The sequence below is a fragment of the Streptomyces albidochromogenes genome, from assembly GCF_005981925.1.
Taxonomy (GTDB): domain Bacteria; phylum Actinomycetota; class Actinomycetes; order Streptomycetales; family Streptomycetaceae; genus Streptomyces; species Streptomyces albidochromogenes.
This window is the reverse complement of sequence record NZ_VBVX01000150.1, coordinates 1-16,202: the sequence shown is the minus strand read 5'-3', so window position 1 is coordinate 16,202 and position 16,202 is coordinate 1. Positions and strand designations below refer to the sequence as shown.

The window sequence follows — 16,202 nt, the reverse complement described above, 5'->3', positions numbered from 1 at the left end:
CGCCCGGCCTGTCCCCCCGCGGTGCCCGATCGCCTTTCGGGGCAGGTTCGTTCGAGCCGTCCTCACCGCGTGGGCGTCACTCTACGGGCTGGTGGGGGCCCGATGGGAACCAGTCCCCGGCCTTGCGGCATCTGACCGGATGATCCCCCTACCCAGTGGTAATCCGCTCTGGCAAGCTCTGGCCATGACACCGCGCGCTGCCGACCGGGCCAGGTACGACCGGGCCACCGCCCACCTCGACGCTCCCGTCGCCGTCGTCGATCTCGAGGCGTTCGACGACAACGCGGCCGACCTGGTCCGCCGGGCCGCCGGCAAACCCGTCCGGGTGGCGAGCAAGTCCGTACGCTGCCGGGCGCTGCTGGAGCGGGTGCTGGCGCGCGACGGGTTCGCGGGCCTCATGTCGTTCACGCTGGCGGAGTCCCTGTGGCTCGCGCGCTCGGGATTCGAGGACGTGCTCCTCGCCTATCCCTCGGCGGACCGGGGCGGGTACGCGGAGCTCGCCGCCGATCCCAAGCTCGCCGCCGCCGTCACCGTGATGGTCGACGACCCGGCGCAGCTGGACTTGATCGACCGGGCCAGGGACGGCGGCCGGGAGGAGATCCGGGTCTGCCTGGAGCTGGACACCTCGCTGCGGCTGCTCGGGGGCCGCGTGCGGATCGGCGCGCTGCGCTCGCCGCTGCGCGAACCCGCCCAGCTCGCCGAGATGGCCCGCTCGGTGGTCCGGCGTCCTGGTTTCCGCCTGGTCGGCGTCATGGCGTACGAGGGGCACGTCGCCGGGGTCGGCGACTTGGTCGCGGGGCGTCCGCTGCGCTCCCGGGCGGTCAGGGTCATGCAGAACGCGGCGCGCAAGGAGCTGGCGGCCCGCCGGGCGGCGGTCGTGCGGGCGGTGCGGGCCGTCGCGCCGGACCTGGAGTTCGTCAACGGCGGCGGGACGGGCAGCGTCCAGCACACCGCCGCCGAGGACGCCGTGACCGAGATCGCGGCGGGCTCGGGGCTGTACCTGCCGCGGCTCTTCGACAACTACTCGTCGTTCACGGGGCGGCCCGCCGCCCTCTTCGCCCAGCCGGTCGTCCGCAGGCCGGGGGTGGGCGTGGTGACGGTCCTCGGCGGCGGCTATCCGGCCTCGGGGGTCGCCGGGCCCGACCGCTCGCCCGTTCCGTACCTCCCCGAGGGACTGCGGTACGACCCGCAGGAGGGGGCCGGTGAGGTGCAGACGCCGCTGCACGGGTCGGCCGCCGACGATCTGCTGATCGGCGACAAGGTGTGGTTCCGGCACGCGAAGGCCGGCGAGCTGTGCGAGCGGTTCGACGAGCTCCAGCTCGTCGAGGGGGACGCCGTGGTGGCGACCGTACCGACGTACCGGGGCGAAGGGCGGACCTTCCTGTAGGGCCGCGGGCCGGGCCCGGTCACCGGGCCCGGCCCGCGGCGCCTTGGCTAGAGCGGGGTCACGTACGCGCCCGCGATGCCTCCGTCGACCAGGAAGTCGGTGGCGTTGATGAACGACGAGTCGTCGCTGGCCAGGAACGCCACCGCCGCCGCGATCTCATCCGCCTCCGCGAAGCGCCCGGCCGGGATGTGCACGAGCCGGCGCGCGGCCCGCTCCGGGTCGCTGGCGAACAGCTCCTGGAGCAGGGGGGTGTTGACCGGCCCCGGGCAGAGCGCGTTGACCCGGATGCCCTCGCGGGCGAACTGCACGCCCAGCTCGCGCGACATGGCGAGCACGCCGCCCTTGGACGCCGTGTACGAGATCTGCGAGGTCGCCGCGCCCATGATCGCGACGAACGACGCGGTGTTGATGATCGAGCCCCGGCCCTGGCGCCGCATGTAGGGCAGGGCCGCCTTGCAGCAGAGGTAGACGGACGTGAGGTTGACGTCCTGGACGCGCTTCCACGCCTCCAGGCCGGTGGTCAGGATCGAGTCGTCCTCGGGCGGCGAGATGCCGGCGTTGTTGAACGCGATGTCCACCGAGCCGTAGGTGTCGTACGCCGCCTTGAAGAGCGCCTCGACCTGCTCGGGGTCCGTGACGTCGACCCGTACGAACGTGCCGCCCACCGCGTCGGCGGCGGCCTTGCCCGCCGTCTCGTCGATGTCGCCGCAGACGACCCGCGCGCCCTCGGAGGCCAGGCGGCGCGCGGCGGCCAGGCCGATGCCGCTGCCGGCGCCGGTGATCACGGCGGTACGGCCGACGAGCCGGCGGCAGACGGCGGCGTCGGCGCTCTCAACAATCTCGGTCATGGTCTCAGGCCTCCGTGCTGATGAAGATGTTCTTGGTTTCGGTGAAAGCGGTGAGCGCGTCGGGGCCCAGTTCGCGGCCCAGTCCGGACTGCTTGTAACCGCCGAAGGGCGTCGAGTATCGGACGCTGCTGTGGGAGTTGACGGAGAGGTTGCCCGCCCGGACGGCCCGGGAGACGCGCAGGGCCCTGCCGATGTCCCGCGTCCAGACGGAGCCGGACAGGCCGTACTCCGTGGCGTTGGCGAGGCGGACGGCGTCCTGTTCGTCGTCGAAGGGCAGGACCACGGCGACCGGGCCGAAGACCTCCTCCGTCGCCACGGGGGCGTCCGGGGCGGTGCCCGTGAGGACGGTCGGCGGGAACCAGAAGCCGGGTCCCTCGGGTGCGCTGCCGCGGATCGCGTCCGCTCCCTGGGGGACGTACGCCCGTACCCGCTCCAGCTGGGACCTGGAGATCAGCGGGCCCATCTGCGTCTTGTCGTCCAGGGGGTCGCCCACGACGACGGCCTCGACGGCGGGCGCGAGCAGTTCCATGAAGCGGTCGTACGCCGTGCGCTGGACGAGGATGCGGGTACGGGCGCAGCAGTCCTGGCCGGAGTTGTCCAGGAAGGACATCGGGGTGGCGAGGGCCGCCGCCTCGATGTCGGCGTCGGCGAAGACGATGTTGGGGCTCTTGCCGCCGAGTTCGAGGGTCACGCGCTTCACGCGGTCCGCGCACTCGGCCATGATCCGCTTGCCGACGCGCGTGGAGCCGGTGAAGACGATCTTCGCCACGCCGGGGTGCTCGACGAGGGCGTGGCCCGCCACGTCGCCCGCGCCCGGCAGGACCTGGAAGAGGTGCTCGGGCAGGCCCGCTTCGCGCGCGAGCTCGGCGAGGCGCAGCGCGGTGAGCGGGGTCGTCTCGGCGGGTTTGAGGAGGACGGCGTTGCCGGCGGCGAGGGCGGGGGCCGTGCCCCAGGCGGCGATCGGCATGGGGAAGTTCCAGGGCGCGATCACGCCGATGACGCCGAGCGGTTCGAGGAGGGTGATGTCCAGGCCGCCCGCGACGGGGATCTGACGGCCGTTCAGCCGCTCCACTCCCCCGGCGGCGAAGTCGAGGAGATCGCGTACGTTGCCCGCTTCCCAGCGCGCGTTGCCCAGGGTGTGGCCGGCTTCGCGGACCTCCAGACGGGCGAGTTCCTCGATGTGCTCGTCGACGGTGGCGGCGAAGCGGCGCAGCAGGCGGGCCCGGTCGGCGGGGGCGGCGGCCGCCCAGGCGCGCTGCGCGGCGGTGGCCCGTACGACGGCCGCGTCGACGTCGGCGGCGGTGGAGGCCGTGACGGTGGCGACGACCTCTTCGGTGGCCGGGTTGAGGATGTGGTGCTCGTAGGACACGGCGGGCCTCACAGTCGTTCGAAGGAGCGGCGGAGCTCCCAGTCGGTCACCGCGGAGTCGAACGCCTGGAGTTCGACCCGCGCCATGTTGCGGTAGTGCGCGACGACCTCGTCTCCGAAGGCGGCCTTGGCGATGGGGCTGTTCTCCCAGAGCTCGGCGGCCTCGCGCAGGGAGGTGGGCACGTGCGCGTAGTCGCCGGTGTAGGCGTTGCCGGTGCAGACCTCGGGCAGTTCGAGCTGCTGCTCGATGCCGTGGAGGCCGGCCGCGATCAGGCCGGCGACGGCGAGGTACGGGTTGACGTCGCCGCCGGGCAGCCGGTTCTCGAAGCGCATGGAGCGGCCGTGGCCGACGACGCGCAGGGAGCAGGTGCGGTTGTCGTGTCCCCAGGCGACGGCGGTGGGGGCGAAGGAGCCGGGCTGGAAGCGCTTGTACGAGTTGATGTTGGGGGCGTAGAGGAGGGAGAAGTCGCGGAGCGCGGCCAGCTGTCCGGCGAGGAAGTGCCGCATGACGGTGGACATGCCGTCGGGGGCGGCGGCGTCCGCCATGACGTTGCGTCCGGCCTCCTCGATCGACTGCAGGGAGAGGTGGATGTGGCAGGAGTTGCCCTCGCGTTCGTTGTACTTCGCCATGAAGGTGAGCGAGACACCTTCCTGCGCGGCAATCTCCTTGGCGCCCGTCTTGTAGATGGCGTGCTGGTCGCAGGTGACGAGGGCCTCGTCGTACTTGAAGACGATCTCGTGCTGGCCCGGATTGCACTCGCCCTTGGCCGATTCGACGGTGAGGCCCGCCGCGGTCATCTCGTTGCGGATGCGGCGCAGGAGGGGTTCGATGCGGCCGGTGCCGAGGACGGAGTAGTCGATGTTGTACTGGTTGGCGGGGACGAGGTCCTTGTAGTCGCGGTCCCACGCCTGTTCGTAGCTGTCCTTGAAGACGATGAATTCGAGCTCGGTGCCGACATGGGCGGTGTACCCGAGCTCGGCGAGGCGCTCCAGCTGGCGGCGCAGGATCTGGCGGGGCGCGGCCACGACGGGGGAGCCGTCGTTCCAGGCCAGGTCGGCGACGAGCAGAGCGGTGCCGTCGTTCCAGGGGACGCGGCGCAGGGTGGAGAGGTCGGCGTGCATGGCGAAGTCGCCGTAGCCGCTGTCCCAGGAGGACATCTCGTATCCGTCGACGGTGTTCATCTCGGTGTCGACGGCGAGAAGGTAGTTGCAGCCCTCGGTGCCGTGGTCCAGTACGTCGTCGAGGAAGAACTGGGCGGCGAACCGCTTGCCCTGGAGGCGACCCTGCATGTCGGGGAAGGCCAGGACGACTGTGTCGATCTCACCGCTCGCCACGAGGGCGCGGAGCTCCTCAAGAGCGAGCGGGGGTGTGCGGTCTGCCACGGAAAGTTCCTCCTTCGGTCAGCCGGAAGCCATAAGGTATTGCTGAAGACCATTGCTTGGGAAGGGGAAACCGCAACGTGGCGAGCGAAATCGATTCCGCGGACCGCCTGACGCCCGTACTGCGGCCCGTGCGGGCGGGGAACGGGTTCGAGGAGGCGCTGGAGCAGATCCTCCAGGTGCTCCGCCTGGGCCTGGTGCCCGTCGGGGAGCGGCTGCCCGCCGAGCGCGAGCTCGCCGACCGCCTGCGGATCAGCCGCGTCACCCTGCGCGAGGTCCTCAAGGTCCTCCAGGACCAGGGGCTGGTCGAGAGCCGGCGGGGCCGGTACGGCGGCACGTTCGTGCTGCCGCGTCCGGACGCCTCGGGCGAGGGCGAGCTGCGCCGGCGCGTGGCGGCCGTCGACGTGGAGGACGCGCTGCGCTTCCGGGAGGTGCTGGAGGTGGGCGCGGCCGGGCTGTGCGCGGCGTACGGGCTCACCGACGACGGCGCCGGCAGGCTGCGGGCGGCGCTCGCCGCGACGCACGACGCGCCGCTGGCGGACTACCGCAGGCTGGACACCCTGCTGCATCTGACGCTGGCGGAGCTGTCCGGGTCGCCGACGCTGACCGCGCAGTACGCCGCCGTGCGGGCCACGGTGAACGGGCTGCTCGACTGCATCCCGCTGCTCGTGCGCAACCTTGAGCACTCCCAGCAGCAGCACACCGCGCTGGTCGAGGCGGTGCTCGACGGCGATGCGGACGGGGCGCGCGAGGTCATGCGCGAGCACTGCGCGGGGACGGCCGCGCTGCTGCGGGGCTTCCTCACATGAGCCATGACCGGCGCACGCGACGCCGGGAACTGCCGCACGCGACGCCGGGGGGCGGCGGACGTGACGCCGGGCGATACGCATCCGTAACAGCGGCTTGACGCACAGCCCTTGCGCTCGGACCGACCGGACCACAAAGGTATGGCATCCCACCATTGACCCGAGGCAGGAGCGGCTCATGGCCGACAGCACCGACTCGCGCACCCCACCGCCCCCGTCCGCCGCCGCCTCCCCGGCGGGCGGATCCGACGCCGCGTACCTGCGACGGCGCACCCTGCGCCGCGGCAGCGCCGGCTGGCTGCTGCTGACCGGACTCGGCGTCGCGTACGTCGTCTCCGGCGACTTCTCCGGCTGGAACATCGGCCTGGCCGAGGGCGGCTTCGGCGGACTCGCCATCGCCACCCTCCTGATGGGCGTCATGTACGCCTGCCTGGTCTTCTCCCTCGCCGAGTTGTCCGCGATCCTGCCCACGGCGGGCGGCGGCTACGGCTTCGCACGCCGCGCGCTCGGCACCTGGGGCGGCTTCCTGACCGGCACCGCCATCCTCATCGAGTACATCCTGGCGCCCGCCGCGATCTCCATCTTCATCGGCGACTACGTCGAGTCGCTGGGCCTGTTCGGGCTCACCGCCGGCTGGCCCGTCTACCTGGCCTGCTTCGCCGTCTTCATCGGCATCCACCTGTGGGGCGTCGGCGAGGCGCTGCGCTTCAGCCTGGTGGTGACGGCGATAGCGGTTGCGGCGCTGCTGATCTTCGCCGTCGGCGCGTTCACCGAGTTCGGCACGGACGGGCTCAACGACATCCCGGTCGACAAGGAGGCGTTCGGCGCCAACTCCTGGCTGCCGTTCGGCCTGCTCGGCATCTGGGCGGCGTTCCCGTTCGGCATGTGGTTCTTCCTCGGCGTGGAAGGGGTTCCGCTCGCCGCCGAGGAGGCCAAGGACCCGGTGCGTTCCATGCCGCGCGCGCTCGCCATCTCCATGGCCGTCCTCGCGCTGCTCGCCCTGGTCACCTTCTTCGCCGCCACCGGCGCGCGCGGCTCGGCCGCCGTGCAGGACGCGGGCAACCCGTTGGTGGTGGCGCTGCAGGGCGACGGCGATCCGACGCCGCTCAGCCGCTTCGTCAACTACGCGGGCCTGGCGGGCCTCGTCGCCTCGTTCTTCTCGCTCATCTACGCCGGGTCGCGGCAGCTCTTCGCCCTCTCCCGGGCCGGCTACCTGCCGCGCTTCCTGTCCCTGACGAGCCGCCGCAAGGCCCCGTACCTCGGGCTGCTGATCCCGGGGGCGATCGGTTTCGCGCTGGCGGCCGGGACGGGCGACGGCGCCCGGATGCTGAACATCGCGGTCTTCGGGGCGACCATCTCGTACGCCCTGATGGCGCTCTCCCACATCGTGCTGCGCCGTCGCGAGCCCGGCCTCCACCGCCCGTACCGCACGCCGGGCGGCGTCCTCACCTCGTCCGTGGCGTTCGCGCTCGCGCTGTCCGCGCTGGTGGCGACGTTCCTGGTGGACAAGGACGCGGCGTTCATCGCGCTCGCGGTGTACGGCGTCGCTCTCGCCTACTTCGCGTTCTACAGTCGCCACCGGCTCGTCGCCACCGCGCCCGAGGAGGAGTTCGCCGCCCTGGCGGAGGCCGAGGCGGAACTCGAACGCGACCGGTGAACGGGGACTGAGTTCCCGTCGGCCCCGCAAGTCCCGCACGACCCGCAAGTCCCGTACGACCCGCAAGTCGCACCGACCGGAGGTTCCGTGTCCAAGCCGCTCATCGGCATCAGCACCTACCTGGAGCCCGCCAAGTGGGGTGTCTGGGACATGCCCGCCGCCCTGCTGCCGGCCGGGTACCCGCGCCTCGTACAGGCGGCGGGGGGCCTCGCGGCGATGGTGCCGCCCGACGCGCCGCCGTGCGCCGAGGACGTGGTGGCGCGCCTTGACGGGCTGGTGATCGCGGGCGGCGCGGACGTGGAGCCCGTACGGTACGGCGCGGAGCCGGACCCCCGCACCGGGCCGCCGGCCCGGGAGCGGGACGCGTGGGAACTCGCCCTGATCGGGGCGGCTCTGGCGTCCGGCACGCCGCTGCTGGGCATCTGCCGGGGCATGCAGCTGCTGAACGTCGCCCACGGCGGCACGCTGGTGCAGCACCTGGACGGCCACACCGGCGGTCGCGGCGTCATCGGGCGGCACGCGGTGCGCCCGGTGCCCGGCACGCGCTACGCGTCGGTCGTCCCGGAGGAGACCGGCGTACCGACGTACCACCACCAGGCCGCCGACCGGATCGGCGACGGCCTGGTGGTGTCGGCGTACGCCGCGGACGGCACGCCCGAGGCGCTCGAACTGCCCGGCGAACACTGGGTGCTCGGTGTCCAGTGGCACCCGGAGATGGGTGAGGACCCGCGGGTGATGCGGGCCCTGGTGGCGGCTGCCGCCCTAGGCCGGGCGCCGCTGCGCGAGCGGCAGCTCCAGACCTGACACGCGGGAGGGGGCGGGGCGGCCCGCCCTGGCGCGGAGTTCGCCGGTCCGGCGGTCCGACGGGACGGGTGGCGGGGCCATGACCCGGCCGCCGCCGTCCCGTTCTCGCGTCGGCCCGCGCCGTGGGTACGCGCGTTCCTCGTCGGCGCCCGGACGGCGGCGGCACGGGCGTGAGCGCGTGACGGCCACCGGCTTCGCGCCGGACGCCGGGTCAGATGCGGCTCGACAGGAAGCGCGTGACCGGGCCCATGGCGCGCTGCTCGGCCTTGCGGCCCGCGACGAACGACGCCGCGCCGATCGCCACCGCGCCGGCGCCCGCGCCCGCGACGACGGCCTTGCGCGCGTTGAGAAGCACCCACGCGGTGGACGCGGTCGACGCGACCTTGCCGACCGCGGAGCCCAGCGCCTGGCGGCTCGCCTCGACTCCCTTGAGTCCGGCGGCCTTCGCGGAGCCGGCCATGTCGGCGGCCTTCGCGGTGGTGTCGGACGCGGCGGCCTTCGCGGTGCCGGCGGCGGACCCGGCCTTGGCCGTGGTGCCGGAGGCGGCGGACTTGGCGGCGCCGGTCGCGTTCGCGGCCTTGCCGGTGGCGCCGTTGGCGGCTCGGGTCGCGGTGGCCTTGGTCTTGGTGTTCTTGTCCTGTTCAGTCATGCCCTTCGGGTATCCGTTCCCGGCCGTGACAAACGGTCAACCCTTGCCCGGAGCCGGACGCGTCAGCCCCAGCAGGTCCCGGGCCGGCCCGGTGGGCCTGGGCCCCGTCGGCCAGACCGCGCGCAGATCGCGGCTCAGCCGTACGCCCTCGACGGGGACTTCGACCAGCCGGCGGGAGGCCAGCTCCTCCCGTACCGCGAGTTCGCTGAGCACGCTGGGCCCGGCGCCGCTGACGGCCGCCGCCTTCACCGCGGTCGTGGAGGCGAGTTCGAGCAGCGGGACGGCGAGGCCGCCGTACTCCCCCAGCGCCGCGTCCAGGACCTGCCGGGTGCCGGACCCCTTCTCGCGCAGGATCAGCGACGCCTCGGCCAGTTCGCGCGCGGCCACCGGACGGCGCCGGCGCGCCCAGGGGTGCTCCTTGGCCGCGACCACGACGAGCCGGTCGTGTCCGATGACGACCCCGTCGAGGCCGTCCGGCACGGACAGGCCCTCCACGAAGCCCAGATCGGCCTCCCCGGAGAGCAGGCGCTGCGCGACGGCGGCTGAGTTCCCCGCGAGCAGCGAGACCGCCGTGCCCGGGCGCTGCCCGTGCAGCGCGATCAGCCAGCCCGGCAGCAGGTACTCGGCGATCGTCATGCTGGCGGCGACCCGCAGCCGGGAGTCGCGCCGCCCGCGCAGCGCCTGCGCCCCGGCGTCGAACGCCTCGGCCGCCTCCACGACCCGGCGGGCCCAGTCGGTGACGAGCGCGCCCGCCTCGGTCAGGCGCGAGCCGCGCGGCGAACGGTCGACGAGGGCGACACCGAGCTGGCGTTCCATGGACCGGATGCGACTGCTGGCGGCGGGCTGACTGATCCCCAGCTCGCGGGCCGCGCGCCCCAGGCTGCCGAGCCGGGCCACACCGAGCAGCAGCTCCATGGCGCCGAGGTCGGGCACCCGGTGGGCGAGCGGCGCCCGGTCGCCGGGGGCTTGGCCGAACCCGGGATCGGGGCCGGAGGCGTGACCGTGACCTGGGTCGTCGAGGCTCATAACGTCAGTTTATGACCTCATACAACAATCGTCCCTGGCGGGGTCCGCCCGGTACGCCCACGCTGGCCCCATGGCCACGTATGCGCAGTCGCGTCCCCTCCTCGCCGCCCCGCGCCTGCCCGCCCTGCGCCATCTCGGGCCCAACTGGTACGCCACGGTCATGGGCACCGCCATCGTGGCCAACGCGGGCGCCGCCCTCCCCTTCGCCCTCCCCGGCCTGCGGCCCGCGCTCACCGTCGTCTGGGGGCTGTCCGCCGTGCTGCTCGGCGGGCTGCTGATCGCGCGGGCCGGCCACTGGGCGTACCACCGCGACCAGGCCGGCGCGCATCTCCTCGACCCGGCGGTCGCCCCCTTCTACGGCTGCCTCGCCATGGCGCTGCTCGCGGTCGGCGGCGCCACCGTGACGGTCGGCGGGAACGTCGTCGGCCCGTCGGCCGCGCTCGGCGCCGGGGCTGCGCTGTGGTGCCTGGGGACGGCCGTGGGCCTGACGGCCGCCGTGGCGATCCCGTACCTGATGGTGGTACGGCACCGGGTCGAGCCGGGCAGCGCCTCGCCCGTGTGGCTGCTCCCGGTGGTGGCGCCGATGGTCTCGGCCGCGCTCGGCCCCCAGCTCGTTCCCCACCTGCCCGCGGGCCAGTGGCGGGAGGCGATGCTGCTCGCCTGCTACGCGATGTTCGGCCTCAGCCTGCTCGCCACGCTGCTGATGCTGCCGTTGATCTTCGGCCGCCTCGTCCATGGCGGGCCGCTGCCGCTCGCGCTGACCCCCGCCCTGTTCCTGGTGCTCGGGCCCCTGGGGCAGTCGACCACCGCCGTCAACTCCCTGGCGGACGTGGCCCCCGGCGCGATCGGCGCTCCGTACGCCGACGCGCTCGGCACGTTCGCGGTCCTCTACGGCGTGCCGGTGATGGGTTTCGCACTGATGTGGCTGGCGCTCGCGGCGGCGATGGTGGTCAGGGCGGCGAGGAACGGCATGCCGTTCGCCATGACGTGGTGGGCGTTCACCTTCCCCGTCGGTACGTGCGTGACGGGCGCCGCCGGGCTCGCCCGCCACACCGGGCTCGACGCCCTCGGCTGGCTCGCGGCGGCCCTGTACGCGGGGCTCGTCCTCGCCTGGGCGGTCGCGGGCGTACGGACGCTGCGCGGCCTGGTCAGCGGAGCGCTGCTCGCAGCACCCGGGGCGCCTCGGCCAGGGACGGCCCGTACCAAGTGAGGTGGCGCCCGCTGACCAGCGCGGCGGGCAGCCCGGGGAACGCCTCGGGGCCGTCGTCGGCGGTGAAGCGGTACGGCTCGTCGGGCAGGACGACGAGGTCCGCCCCGGCGGCGCGCAGGGCGTCGAGGGGGACGCGGGGGTAGCGCTCGGGGTGGCCGGCGTAGAGGTGGTCGACGCCGAGCCGGGCCAGCAGGTCCCCGGCGAAGGTGTCGCGGCCCAGGACCATCCACGGCCTGCGCCAGACCGGCACGAGCGCCGTGCGCCGCGGGCCGTCGGCCACCGAACCGCTCCACGCCTCCTCGGCCGCGTCGAGCCAGCCGGGGCGGGCGGCGAGGCCGCAGCCGCCGACGAGGACGCGCTCCAGCTCGGCGAGGGCCTGGGGCAGGTCGCGGATCACGGTGACCATGACGTCGAGCCCCGACTCGCGCAGGGCGGCGAGGTCGGGTTCGCGGTTCTCCTCCTCGTTGGCGAGGACGAGGTCCGGGCGCAGCCGCACGATCGCCTCGACGTCCGGGTTCTTGGTCCCGCCGACGCGGACGACGTCGAGGTCCGCCGGGTGGCTGCACCAGTCGGTCGCCCCGACCAGCAGGCCGGGCGCGCTCACGGCGACGGCCTCGGTCAGCGACGGCACGAGGGAGACGACGCGCAACGGGCCACCCCCGTCAGCCGTCGTGCACGGCGTCGCCGCCGTCGAGTCCGGGGCCCGCGTCGGTGTCGTCGTCGTGCCCGACGGTGCCGGCCGCCGCGACGACGAGGATCCGGGTGCCTTCCTCGGTGGCCCGCCACCGATGCCGTACGCCACCGGACAGGAACAGCGTGTCACCGCGCTCCAGGCGGTACGCGCGGCCCTCCGCCTCCACCTCGGCGGCGCCGTCGGCGATGTACATCAGCTCGTCGCCGTGGTGCTGGAACTCGCGTCCGGTGTCCTGTTCGCCGGTGTACTCGGTGGCCCGCAGCTGGTGCCTGCCGCGCACCACGCACCGCACGGCCTCGGCGGGTGCGCCGTCGTAGTGCCCGGCCCGTACGACGTCGACCGTACGGCCCGAGTCCGCGGCGGCGATCAGCTCGGCCGCCGTGGTCTCCAGCGCCTTGGCCACCCGCTCCAGGGAGCGGGGGCTGGGTCTGGCCCGTTCGTTCTCGACCTGGCTGAGGAAGGGCACCGAGAGCCCGCTGCGCGCCGCGACCGTGGCCAGGGTCAGGGCCAGGGACTTGCGGCGCCTCCGGACGGCCGTACCGACCCGAAGGGTTTCCTTGTCGTCCATCGCTCCGGCTCCCTCCCTGTCTCGTGGTCGTCGACGCTGAATGCAGCCTACGCAGCTTCGCCCGCCGGTTTCGTACATACGTCAGGGATGACCCCCCTGTCCAGGACAGCACCGAGGGGCGGGCCTCGCCACAAGACGAGTCCCACCCCTCGGTGGACCTGCGGTGACGCGTCCGCGCGGGCTCAGCCGGCCGTCGGCGCCAGTTTCTCGGCGAGGCCCGGGTTCTCCCCGAGCCAGGCACGGACGGCGTCCTTCCTTGCTTCCCCATCAAGATGCTGAAAGCGCAATGGGGTCCGCTCAGGGGCCGCGCCCGCTCTTAGATGTATGGGCCAAACACAAGAGTGATCCGGTTCACCGGCCGGCCGCTTTCACGGCGTACGCGCACGGGGGCGTACGGCATGATCGGGGTGTGACGCGACGCATGATGCTCCTCGACACCGCCTCCCTCTACTTCCGCGCCTACTACGGGGTCCCGGACTCCGTGCGCGCCCCGGACGGCACGCCCGTCAACGCCGTGCGCGGCCTGCTCGACTTCATCACCCGGCTCGTCCAGGACCACCATCCCGACGAGCTCGTCGCCTGCATGGACGCCGACTGGCGGCCGCACTGGCGGGTGGAGCTGATCCCCTCGTACAAGGCGCACCGGGTCGCCGAACTGACGGTCACCGGGCCCGACGAGGAGGAGATCCCGGACACCCTCTCGCCGCAGGTGCCGGTCATCGAGGACGTCCTGGACGCGCTCGGGATCGCCCGGGTGGGCGTCGAGCCGTACGAGGCGGACGACGTGATCGGCACCCTCGCGGGGCTGGCCACCGGTCCGGTCGACATCGTCACGGGCGACCGCGACCTCTACCAGCTGGTCGACGACGCCCGCGGGGTGCGCGTCCTCTACCCGCTGAAGGGCGTCGGCACCCTCCAGGTGACCGACGAGGCGTGGCTCCGAGAGAAGTACGGCGTGAACGGCCCCGGGTACGTCGACCTGGCGCTCCTGCGCGGCGACCCGAGCGACGGACTGCCGGGCGTCCCCGGCATCGGCGAGAAGACGGCCGCGAAGCTCATCGACGCGTACGGCGACCTGGCCGGGATCATGGCGGCGGTCGCGGACCCCTCCTCGAAGCTGACGCCGTCGCAGCGCAAGCGGCTCGACGAGGCGCGGGACTACGTCGCCGTTGCGCCGAAGGTGGTGCGCGTCGCCTCCGACGTGCCGCTGCCCGACTTCGACCCGGCGCTGCCGGCCGAACCGCGCGACCCGGCGGCACTCGACGCGCTTGCGGCGCGGTGGGGACTGGGCGGTTCGCTGGAGCGGCTGCTCGCGACACTCCGCGGCTAGGCTGCTAACTTAGGTAAGCCTAAGCAGCGTCGGAGCAAGCGAGAGTCAGGGAGAGCGCCGTGGCAGAACGACCGGCCCGCACATCACCGCAGGCCCGCGAGGCGGAGGTGGTGCGCACCGAGCGGATCACGCCGCACATGGTGCGCGTCGTCCTCGGCGGTGAAGGGCTGGCCGGCTTCGCGGCCGACGAGTTCACCGACCACTACATCAAGGTGCTGTTCCCGCCGGCCGGAGTGACCTACCCGGAGCCGTTCGACATGGCGCGCGTCCGGGAGGAGTTCCCGGCGGAGCAGTGGCCGGTCACCCGCACGTACACCGTGCGCGCCTGGGACGCCGTACAGCGCGAGCTGACGGTCGACTTCGTGGTGCACGGCGACGCGGGCCTCGCGGGCCCGTGGGCGGCGCGGGTGCGGCCCGGCGAGCGGGTGCGCTTCCTCGGGCCCGGTGGCGGTTACGCGCCGGACCCGGCGGCCGGCTGGCACCTGCTGGCCGGCGACGAGAGCGCGCTCCCCGCGATCGCCGCCGCCCTGGAACGGATGCCGCAGGGCGCGGTCGTGCACGCCTTCGTCGAGGTGGCGGGCCCCGAGGAGGAGCAGAAGATCGTCACGCCCGACGGGGTGGCGGTGACGTGGCTGCACCGGGGCGACAGGCCGGTGGGCGAGGCCCTGATCGCCGCGGTGCGCGGCCTCGACTTCCCGGCGGGCGACGTCCACGCCTTCGTCCACGGCGAGGCGGGCTTCGTGAAGGACCTGCGCCGCCACCTGCGCAAGGACCGTCTGATCGCCCGCGAGCGGCTCTCCGTCTCGGGGTACTGGCGCCTCGGCCAGGACGACGACGCGTGGCGCGCGGTCAAGCGCGAGTGGAACGAGCAGGTGGAGCGCGAGCAGGAGTCCGCCGCCTGATCCCGGCTTCTTCCGCGAGGCCCCCCGCCCAGTCCGGCGGGGGGCCTCGGCGTTCCCGGCCGCCGCGAGCCGCCCGCACGTCCTGGCGGAAACGACCGCCCGGTCTCGCGCGCGGCTGAGGCGGGCCGGCCACGCACGGTGCGACGATCTGCGTCGAGGACCAATCCGGGCGGCCGGCGGCTCCGAATGCGCAGTGAAGCCTGCTCCGGGCCCGCCGGTCCGCACCGTGGAGGAAAGCCGCGTGAACGAAGTCGTACACATCGGGGGCATCGCCCCGATGCCGCCCGATCTCCAGGAACTGCTGGGCAGGGTGGCCCGCGGGGACCGCGACGCCTTCAGTCACGTCTACGACGCGGTCTGCGGGCCCGTACTCGGGCTGGTGCGCGCGGTGCTCCGCGATCCGGCGCAGGCGGAGGAGGTGGCCCAGGAGGTGCTGATCGAGGTCTGGCGGGGCGCCGCGCGCTTCCAGCCGTCCCGCGGCTCGGCCATGACGTGGGTGCTGACGCTGGCGCACCGGCGGGCGGTCGACCGGGTGCGCTCGGCGCAGGCTTCGTCGGACCGCGAGCGGAAGGCCGCGCTGCTGGACCGGACACCGGCCTTCGACGAGGTGACCGAGGAGGTGGAGAGCCGTCTCGAACGCGAGCAGGTACGGCGCTGCCTGCGCACCCTCACGGAACTCCAGCGGCAGTCGGTGACGCTCGCCTACTACCGGGGCCTGGCCTACCGCGAGGTGGCCGAACTGCTGGCCGTACCGCTCGGCACGGTCAAAACACGCATGCGCGACGGGCTGATCCGGCTGCGCGACTGTCTGGGGGTCGGCGCATGAGCACCGCGGAGCTGCACACGCTGACCGGGGCATACGCGCTGCACGCGCTGAGCGCCGAGGAGCGCGCCGCGTTCGAGCGGCACCTGGAGGACTGCGCGCCCTGCGCGCAGGAGGTGCGCGAACTCACCGCCACCGCAGCGCGCTTGGGGCTCGCGGTCAACGTGACGCCGTCCGCCGCCCTCAAGGAGCAGGTGATGCGGCGGATCACCACCGAACGCCAGGACCCGCCCAAGGTCCAGGAACCCTCCCCCGCCTCCGGCGCCCGTCGCCGGGGACGCGCACTGCCCCGCCTCGTTCTCGCCGCCTGCGTCGCGGCGGCCACCGCCTTCGGCGGCGTCGCGGTGTGGCAGCACCAGGAGGCGGGGGACGCCCGCGAGGAGGCGCAGCGCTCCGAGCGGCGGTCCGAGGAGCTGGCCTCGGTGCTGGCAGCGCCGGACGCCAAGGTCACCACCGGCAAGCTGGCGGACGGCGCGACCGGCACGGTGGTCGTCTCGCGCGAACGGGACAAGGCGGCCTTCCTGGCCTCCGGGATGCCCGAGCCGCCCAGCGGCAAGGTGTACCAGCTGTGGTTCGACGACGGCGGCACGATGCGGCCGGCCGGGCTGATGGACGACTCGGCGCTCGCCGGGCCGGCGCTCGCGGTGCTGATGGACGGCCCCGTCGGCACGGCCGACGGCATGGGGATCACCGTCGAACCCGAGGGCGGCTCCGAGCGGCCGACGGGCGCCGCCCTGGCCCTCATGGACT

General features: G+C 73.7%; 16 protein-coding genes. 9 read left to right on the top strand and 7 right to left on the bottom strand.

Annotation, left to right across the window (positions count from 1 at the left end; genetic code table 11):
- Positions 1–184 precede the first annotated feature (184 nt).
- Positions 185–1,387, top strand: coding sequence for an amino acid deaminase/aldolase (locus E2E34_RS19790; RefSeq protein WP_138903250.1), 1,203 nt, complete (start codon positions 185–187; stop codon positions 1,385–1,387).
- Positions 1,388–1,434: 47 nt separating this feature from the next.
- Here E2E34_RS19790 and E2E34_RS19785 read toward each other — a convergent pair whose 3' ends face one another.
- The 3 genes from E2E34_RS19785 to E2E34_RS19775 are packed head-to-tail and all read right to left on the bottom strand — an operon-like array spanning position 1,435 to position 4,986.
- Positions 1,435–2,235 (bottom strand): 3-oxoacyl-ACP reductase, encoded by an 801-nt coding sequence (locus E2E34_RS19785; protein ID WP_138903249.1) that lies wholly within the window; start codon positions 2,233–2,235, stop codon positions 1,435–1,437.
- 4 nt (positions 2,236–2,239) lie between these two features.
- Complete coding sequence (locus E2E34_RS19780; RefSeq protein WP_138903248.1) at positions 2,240–3,604, bottom strand: aldehyde dehydrogenase family protein; 1,365 nt, start codon at positions 3,602–3,604, stop codon at positions 2,240–2,242.
- 8 nt (positions 3,605–3,612) lie between these two features.
- A complete protein-coding gene (locus E2E34_RS19775) occupies positions 3,613–4,986 on the bottom strand; it encodes a glutamine synthetase family protein (protein ID WP_138903247.1) in 1,374 nt (457 codons plus the stop codon).
- 77 nt (positions 4,987–5,063) lie between these two features.
- Between E2E34_RS19775 and E2E34_RS19770 the strand changes: the two genes are divergently transcribed.
- The 3 genes from E2E34_RS19770 to E2E34_RS19760 all read left to right on the top strand — a co-directional run bounded on the left by E2E34_RS19770 (position 5,064) and on the right by E2E34_RS19760 (position 8,250).
- Positions 5,064–5,792, top strand: coding sequence for a FadR/GntR family transcriptional regulator (locus tag E2E34_RS19770; protein ID WP_138903246.1), 729 nt, complete (start codon positions 5,064–5,066; stop codon positions 5,790–5,792).
- A 175-nt stretch (positions 5,793–5,967) separates the two neighbouring features.
- On the top strand, positions 5,968–7,446 hold the full coding sequence (eat, locus tag E2E34_RS19765) for an ethanolamine permease (protein ID WP_244315898.1): 1,479 nt from the start codon (positions 5,968–5,970) through the stop codon (positions 7,444–7,446).
- Positions 7,447–7,533: 87 nt separating this feature from the next.
- Positions 7,534–8,250, top strand: a complete 717-nt coding sequence (locus E2E34_RS19760) for a gamma-glutamyl-gamma-aminobutyrate hydrolase family protein (protein WP_138903245.1) — start codon at positions 7,534–7,536, stop codon at positions 8,248–8,250.
- A gap of 211 nt (positions 8,251–8,461) precedes the next feature.
- Here the strand turns inward: E2E34_RS19760 and E2E34_RS19755 are convergent, their stop codons facing one another.
- Together E2E34_RS19755 and E2E34_RS19750 are read right to left on the bottom strand one after the other, a co-directional pair.
- Positions 8,462–8,899, bottom strand: coding sequence for a hypothetical protein (locus E2E34_RS19755; RefSeq protein ID WP_138903244.1), 438 nt, complete (start codon positions 8,897–8,899; stop codon positions 8,462–8,464).
- A gap of 36 nt (positions 8,900–8,935) precedes the next feature.
- Positions 8,936–9,814, bottom strand: coding sequence for a LysR family transcriptional regulator (locus E2E34_RS19750; RefSeq protein WP_244315900.1), 879 nt, complete (start codon positions 9,812–9,814; stop codon positions 8,936–8,938).
- Between the two features lie 181 nt (positions 9,815–9,995).
- On the opposite strand from E2E34_RS19750, the gene E2E34_RS19745 reads away from it, so the two are divergent.
- On the top strand, positions 9,996–11,135 hold the full coding sequence (locus E2E34_RS19745; RefSeq protein ID WP_138903242.1) for a TDT family transporter: 1,140 nt from the start codon (positions 9,996–9,998) through the stop codon (positions 11,133–11,135).
- Here E2E34_RS19745 and E2E34_RS19740 read toward each other — a convergent pair.
- Together E2E34_RS19740 and E2E34_RS19735 are read right to left on the bottom strand one after the other, a co-directional pair.
- Positions 11,074–11,784 (bottom strand): helical backbone metal receptor, encoded by a 711-nt coding sequence (locus E2E34_RS19740; protein WP_138903241.1) that lies wholly within the window; start codon positions 11,782–11,784, stop codon positions 11,074–11,076. The genes E2E34_RS19745 and E2E34_RS19740 overlap by 62 nt on opposite strands.
- Before the next feature lie 13 nt (positions 11,785–11,797).
- Positions 11,798–12,397 (bottom strand): helix-turn-helix domain-containing protein, encoded by a 600-nt coding sequence (locus tag E2E34_RS19735; protein WP_138903240.1) that lies wholly within the window; start codon positions 12,395–12,397, stop codon positions 11,798–11,800.
- Positions 12,398–12,821: 424 nt separating this feature from the next.
- Here E2E34_RS19735 and E2E34_RS19730 point away from each other — a divergent pair, with 424 nt between their 5' ends.
- The 4 genes from E2E34_RS19730 to E2E34_RS19715 all read left to right on the top strand — a co-directional run.
- Positions 12,822–13,727 carry a 5'-3' exonuclease gene (locus E2E34_RS19730; RefSeq protein ID WP_138903253.1) on the top strand — a complete coding sequence of 302 codons (906 nt, stop codon included), beginning with the start codon at positions 12,822–12,824 and terminating at the stop codon, positions 13,725–13,727.
- A 59-nt stretch (positions 13,728–13,786) separates the two neighbouring features.
- Positions 13,787–14,629: a siderophore-interacting protein gene (locus tag E2E34_RS19725; RefSeq protein ID WP_208765281.1), complete on the top strand. Its 843-nt coding sequence runs from the start codon at positions 13,787–13,789 to the stop codon at positions 14,627–14,629.
- Between the two features lie 241 nt (positions 14,630–14,870).
- A complete protein-coding gene (locus tag E2E34_RS19720) occupies positions 14,871–15,455 on the top strand; it encodes a sigma-70 family RNA polymerase sigma factor (protein ID WP_386722001.1) in 585 nt (194 codons plus the stop codon).
- A partial coding sequence (locus E2E34_RS19715; RefSeq protein WP_138903239.1) for an anti-sigma factor occupies positions 15,452–16,202 on the top strand: 751 nt, incomplete at its 3' end. The genes E2E34_RS19720 and E2E34_RS19715, both read left to right, overlap by 4 nt.

Bases quoted from the DNA above. Each gene is read 5' to 3' on its own strand.
- E2E34_RS19755 (WP_138903244.1), bottom strand. From the start codon at position 8,899: ATGACTGAACAGGACAAGAACACCAAGACCAAGGCCACCGCGACCCGA.
- E2E34_RS19735 (WP_138903240.1), bottom strand. From the start codon at position 12,397: ATGGACGACAAGGAAACCCTTCGGGTCGGTACGGCCGTCCGGAGGCGC.
- E2E34_RS19730 (WP_138903253.1), top strand. From the start codon at position 12,822: ATGCTCCTCGACACCGCCTCCCTCTACTTCCGCGCCTACTACGGGGTC.
- E2E34_RS19750 (WP_244315900.1), bottom strand. From the start codon at position 9,814: ATGGAGCTGCTGCTCGGTGTGGCCCGGCTCGGCAGCCTGGGGCGCGCG.
- E2E34_RS19745 (WP_138903242.1), top strand. From the start codon at position 9,996: ATGGCCACGTATGCGCAGTCGCGTCCCCTCCTCGCCGCCCCGCGCCTG.
- E2E34_RS19790 (WP_138903250.1), top strand. From the start codon at position 185: ATGACACCGCGCGCTGCCGACCGGGCCAGGTACGACCGGGCCACCGCC.
- E2E34_RS19785 (WP_138903249.1), bottom strand. From the start codon at position 2,235: ATGACCGAGATTGTTGAGAGCGCCGACGCCGCCGTCTGCCGCCGGCTC.
- eat (WP_244315898.1), top strand. From the start codon at position 5,968: ATGGCCGACAGCACCGACTCGCGCACCCCACCGCCCCCGTCCGCCGCC.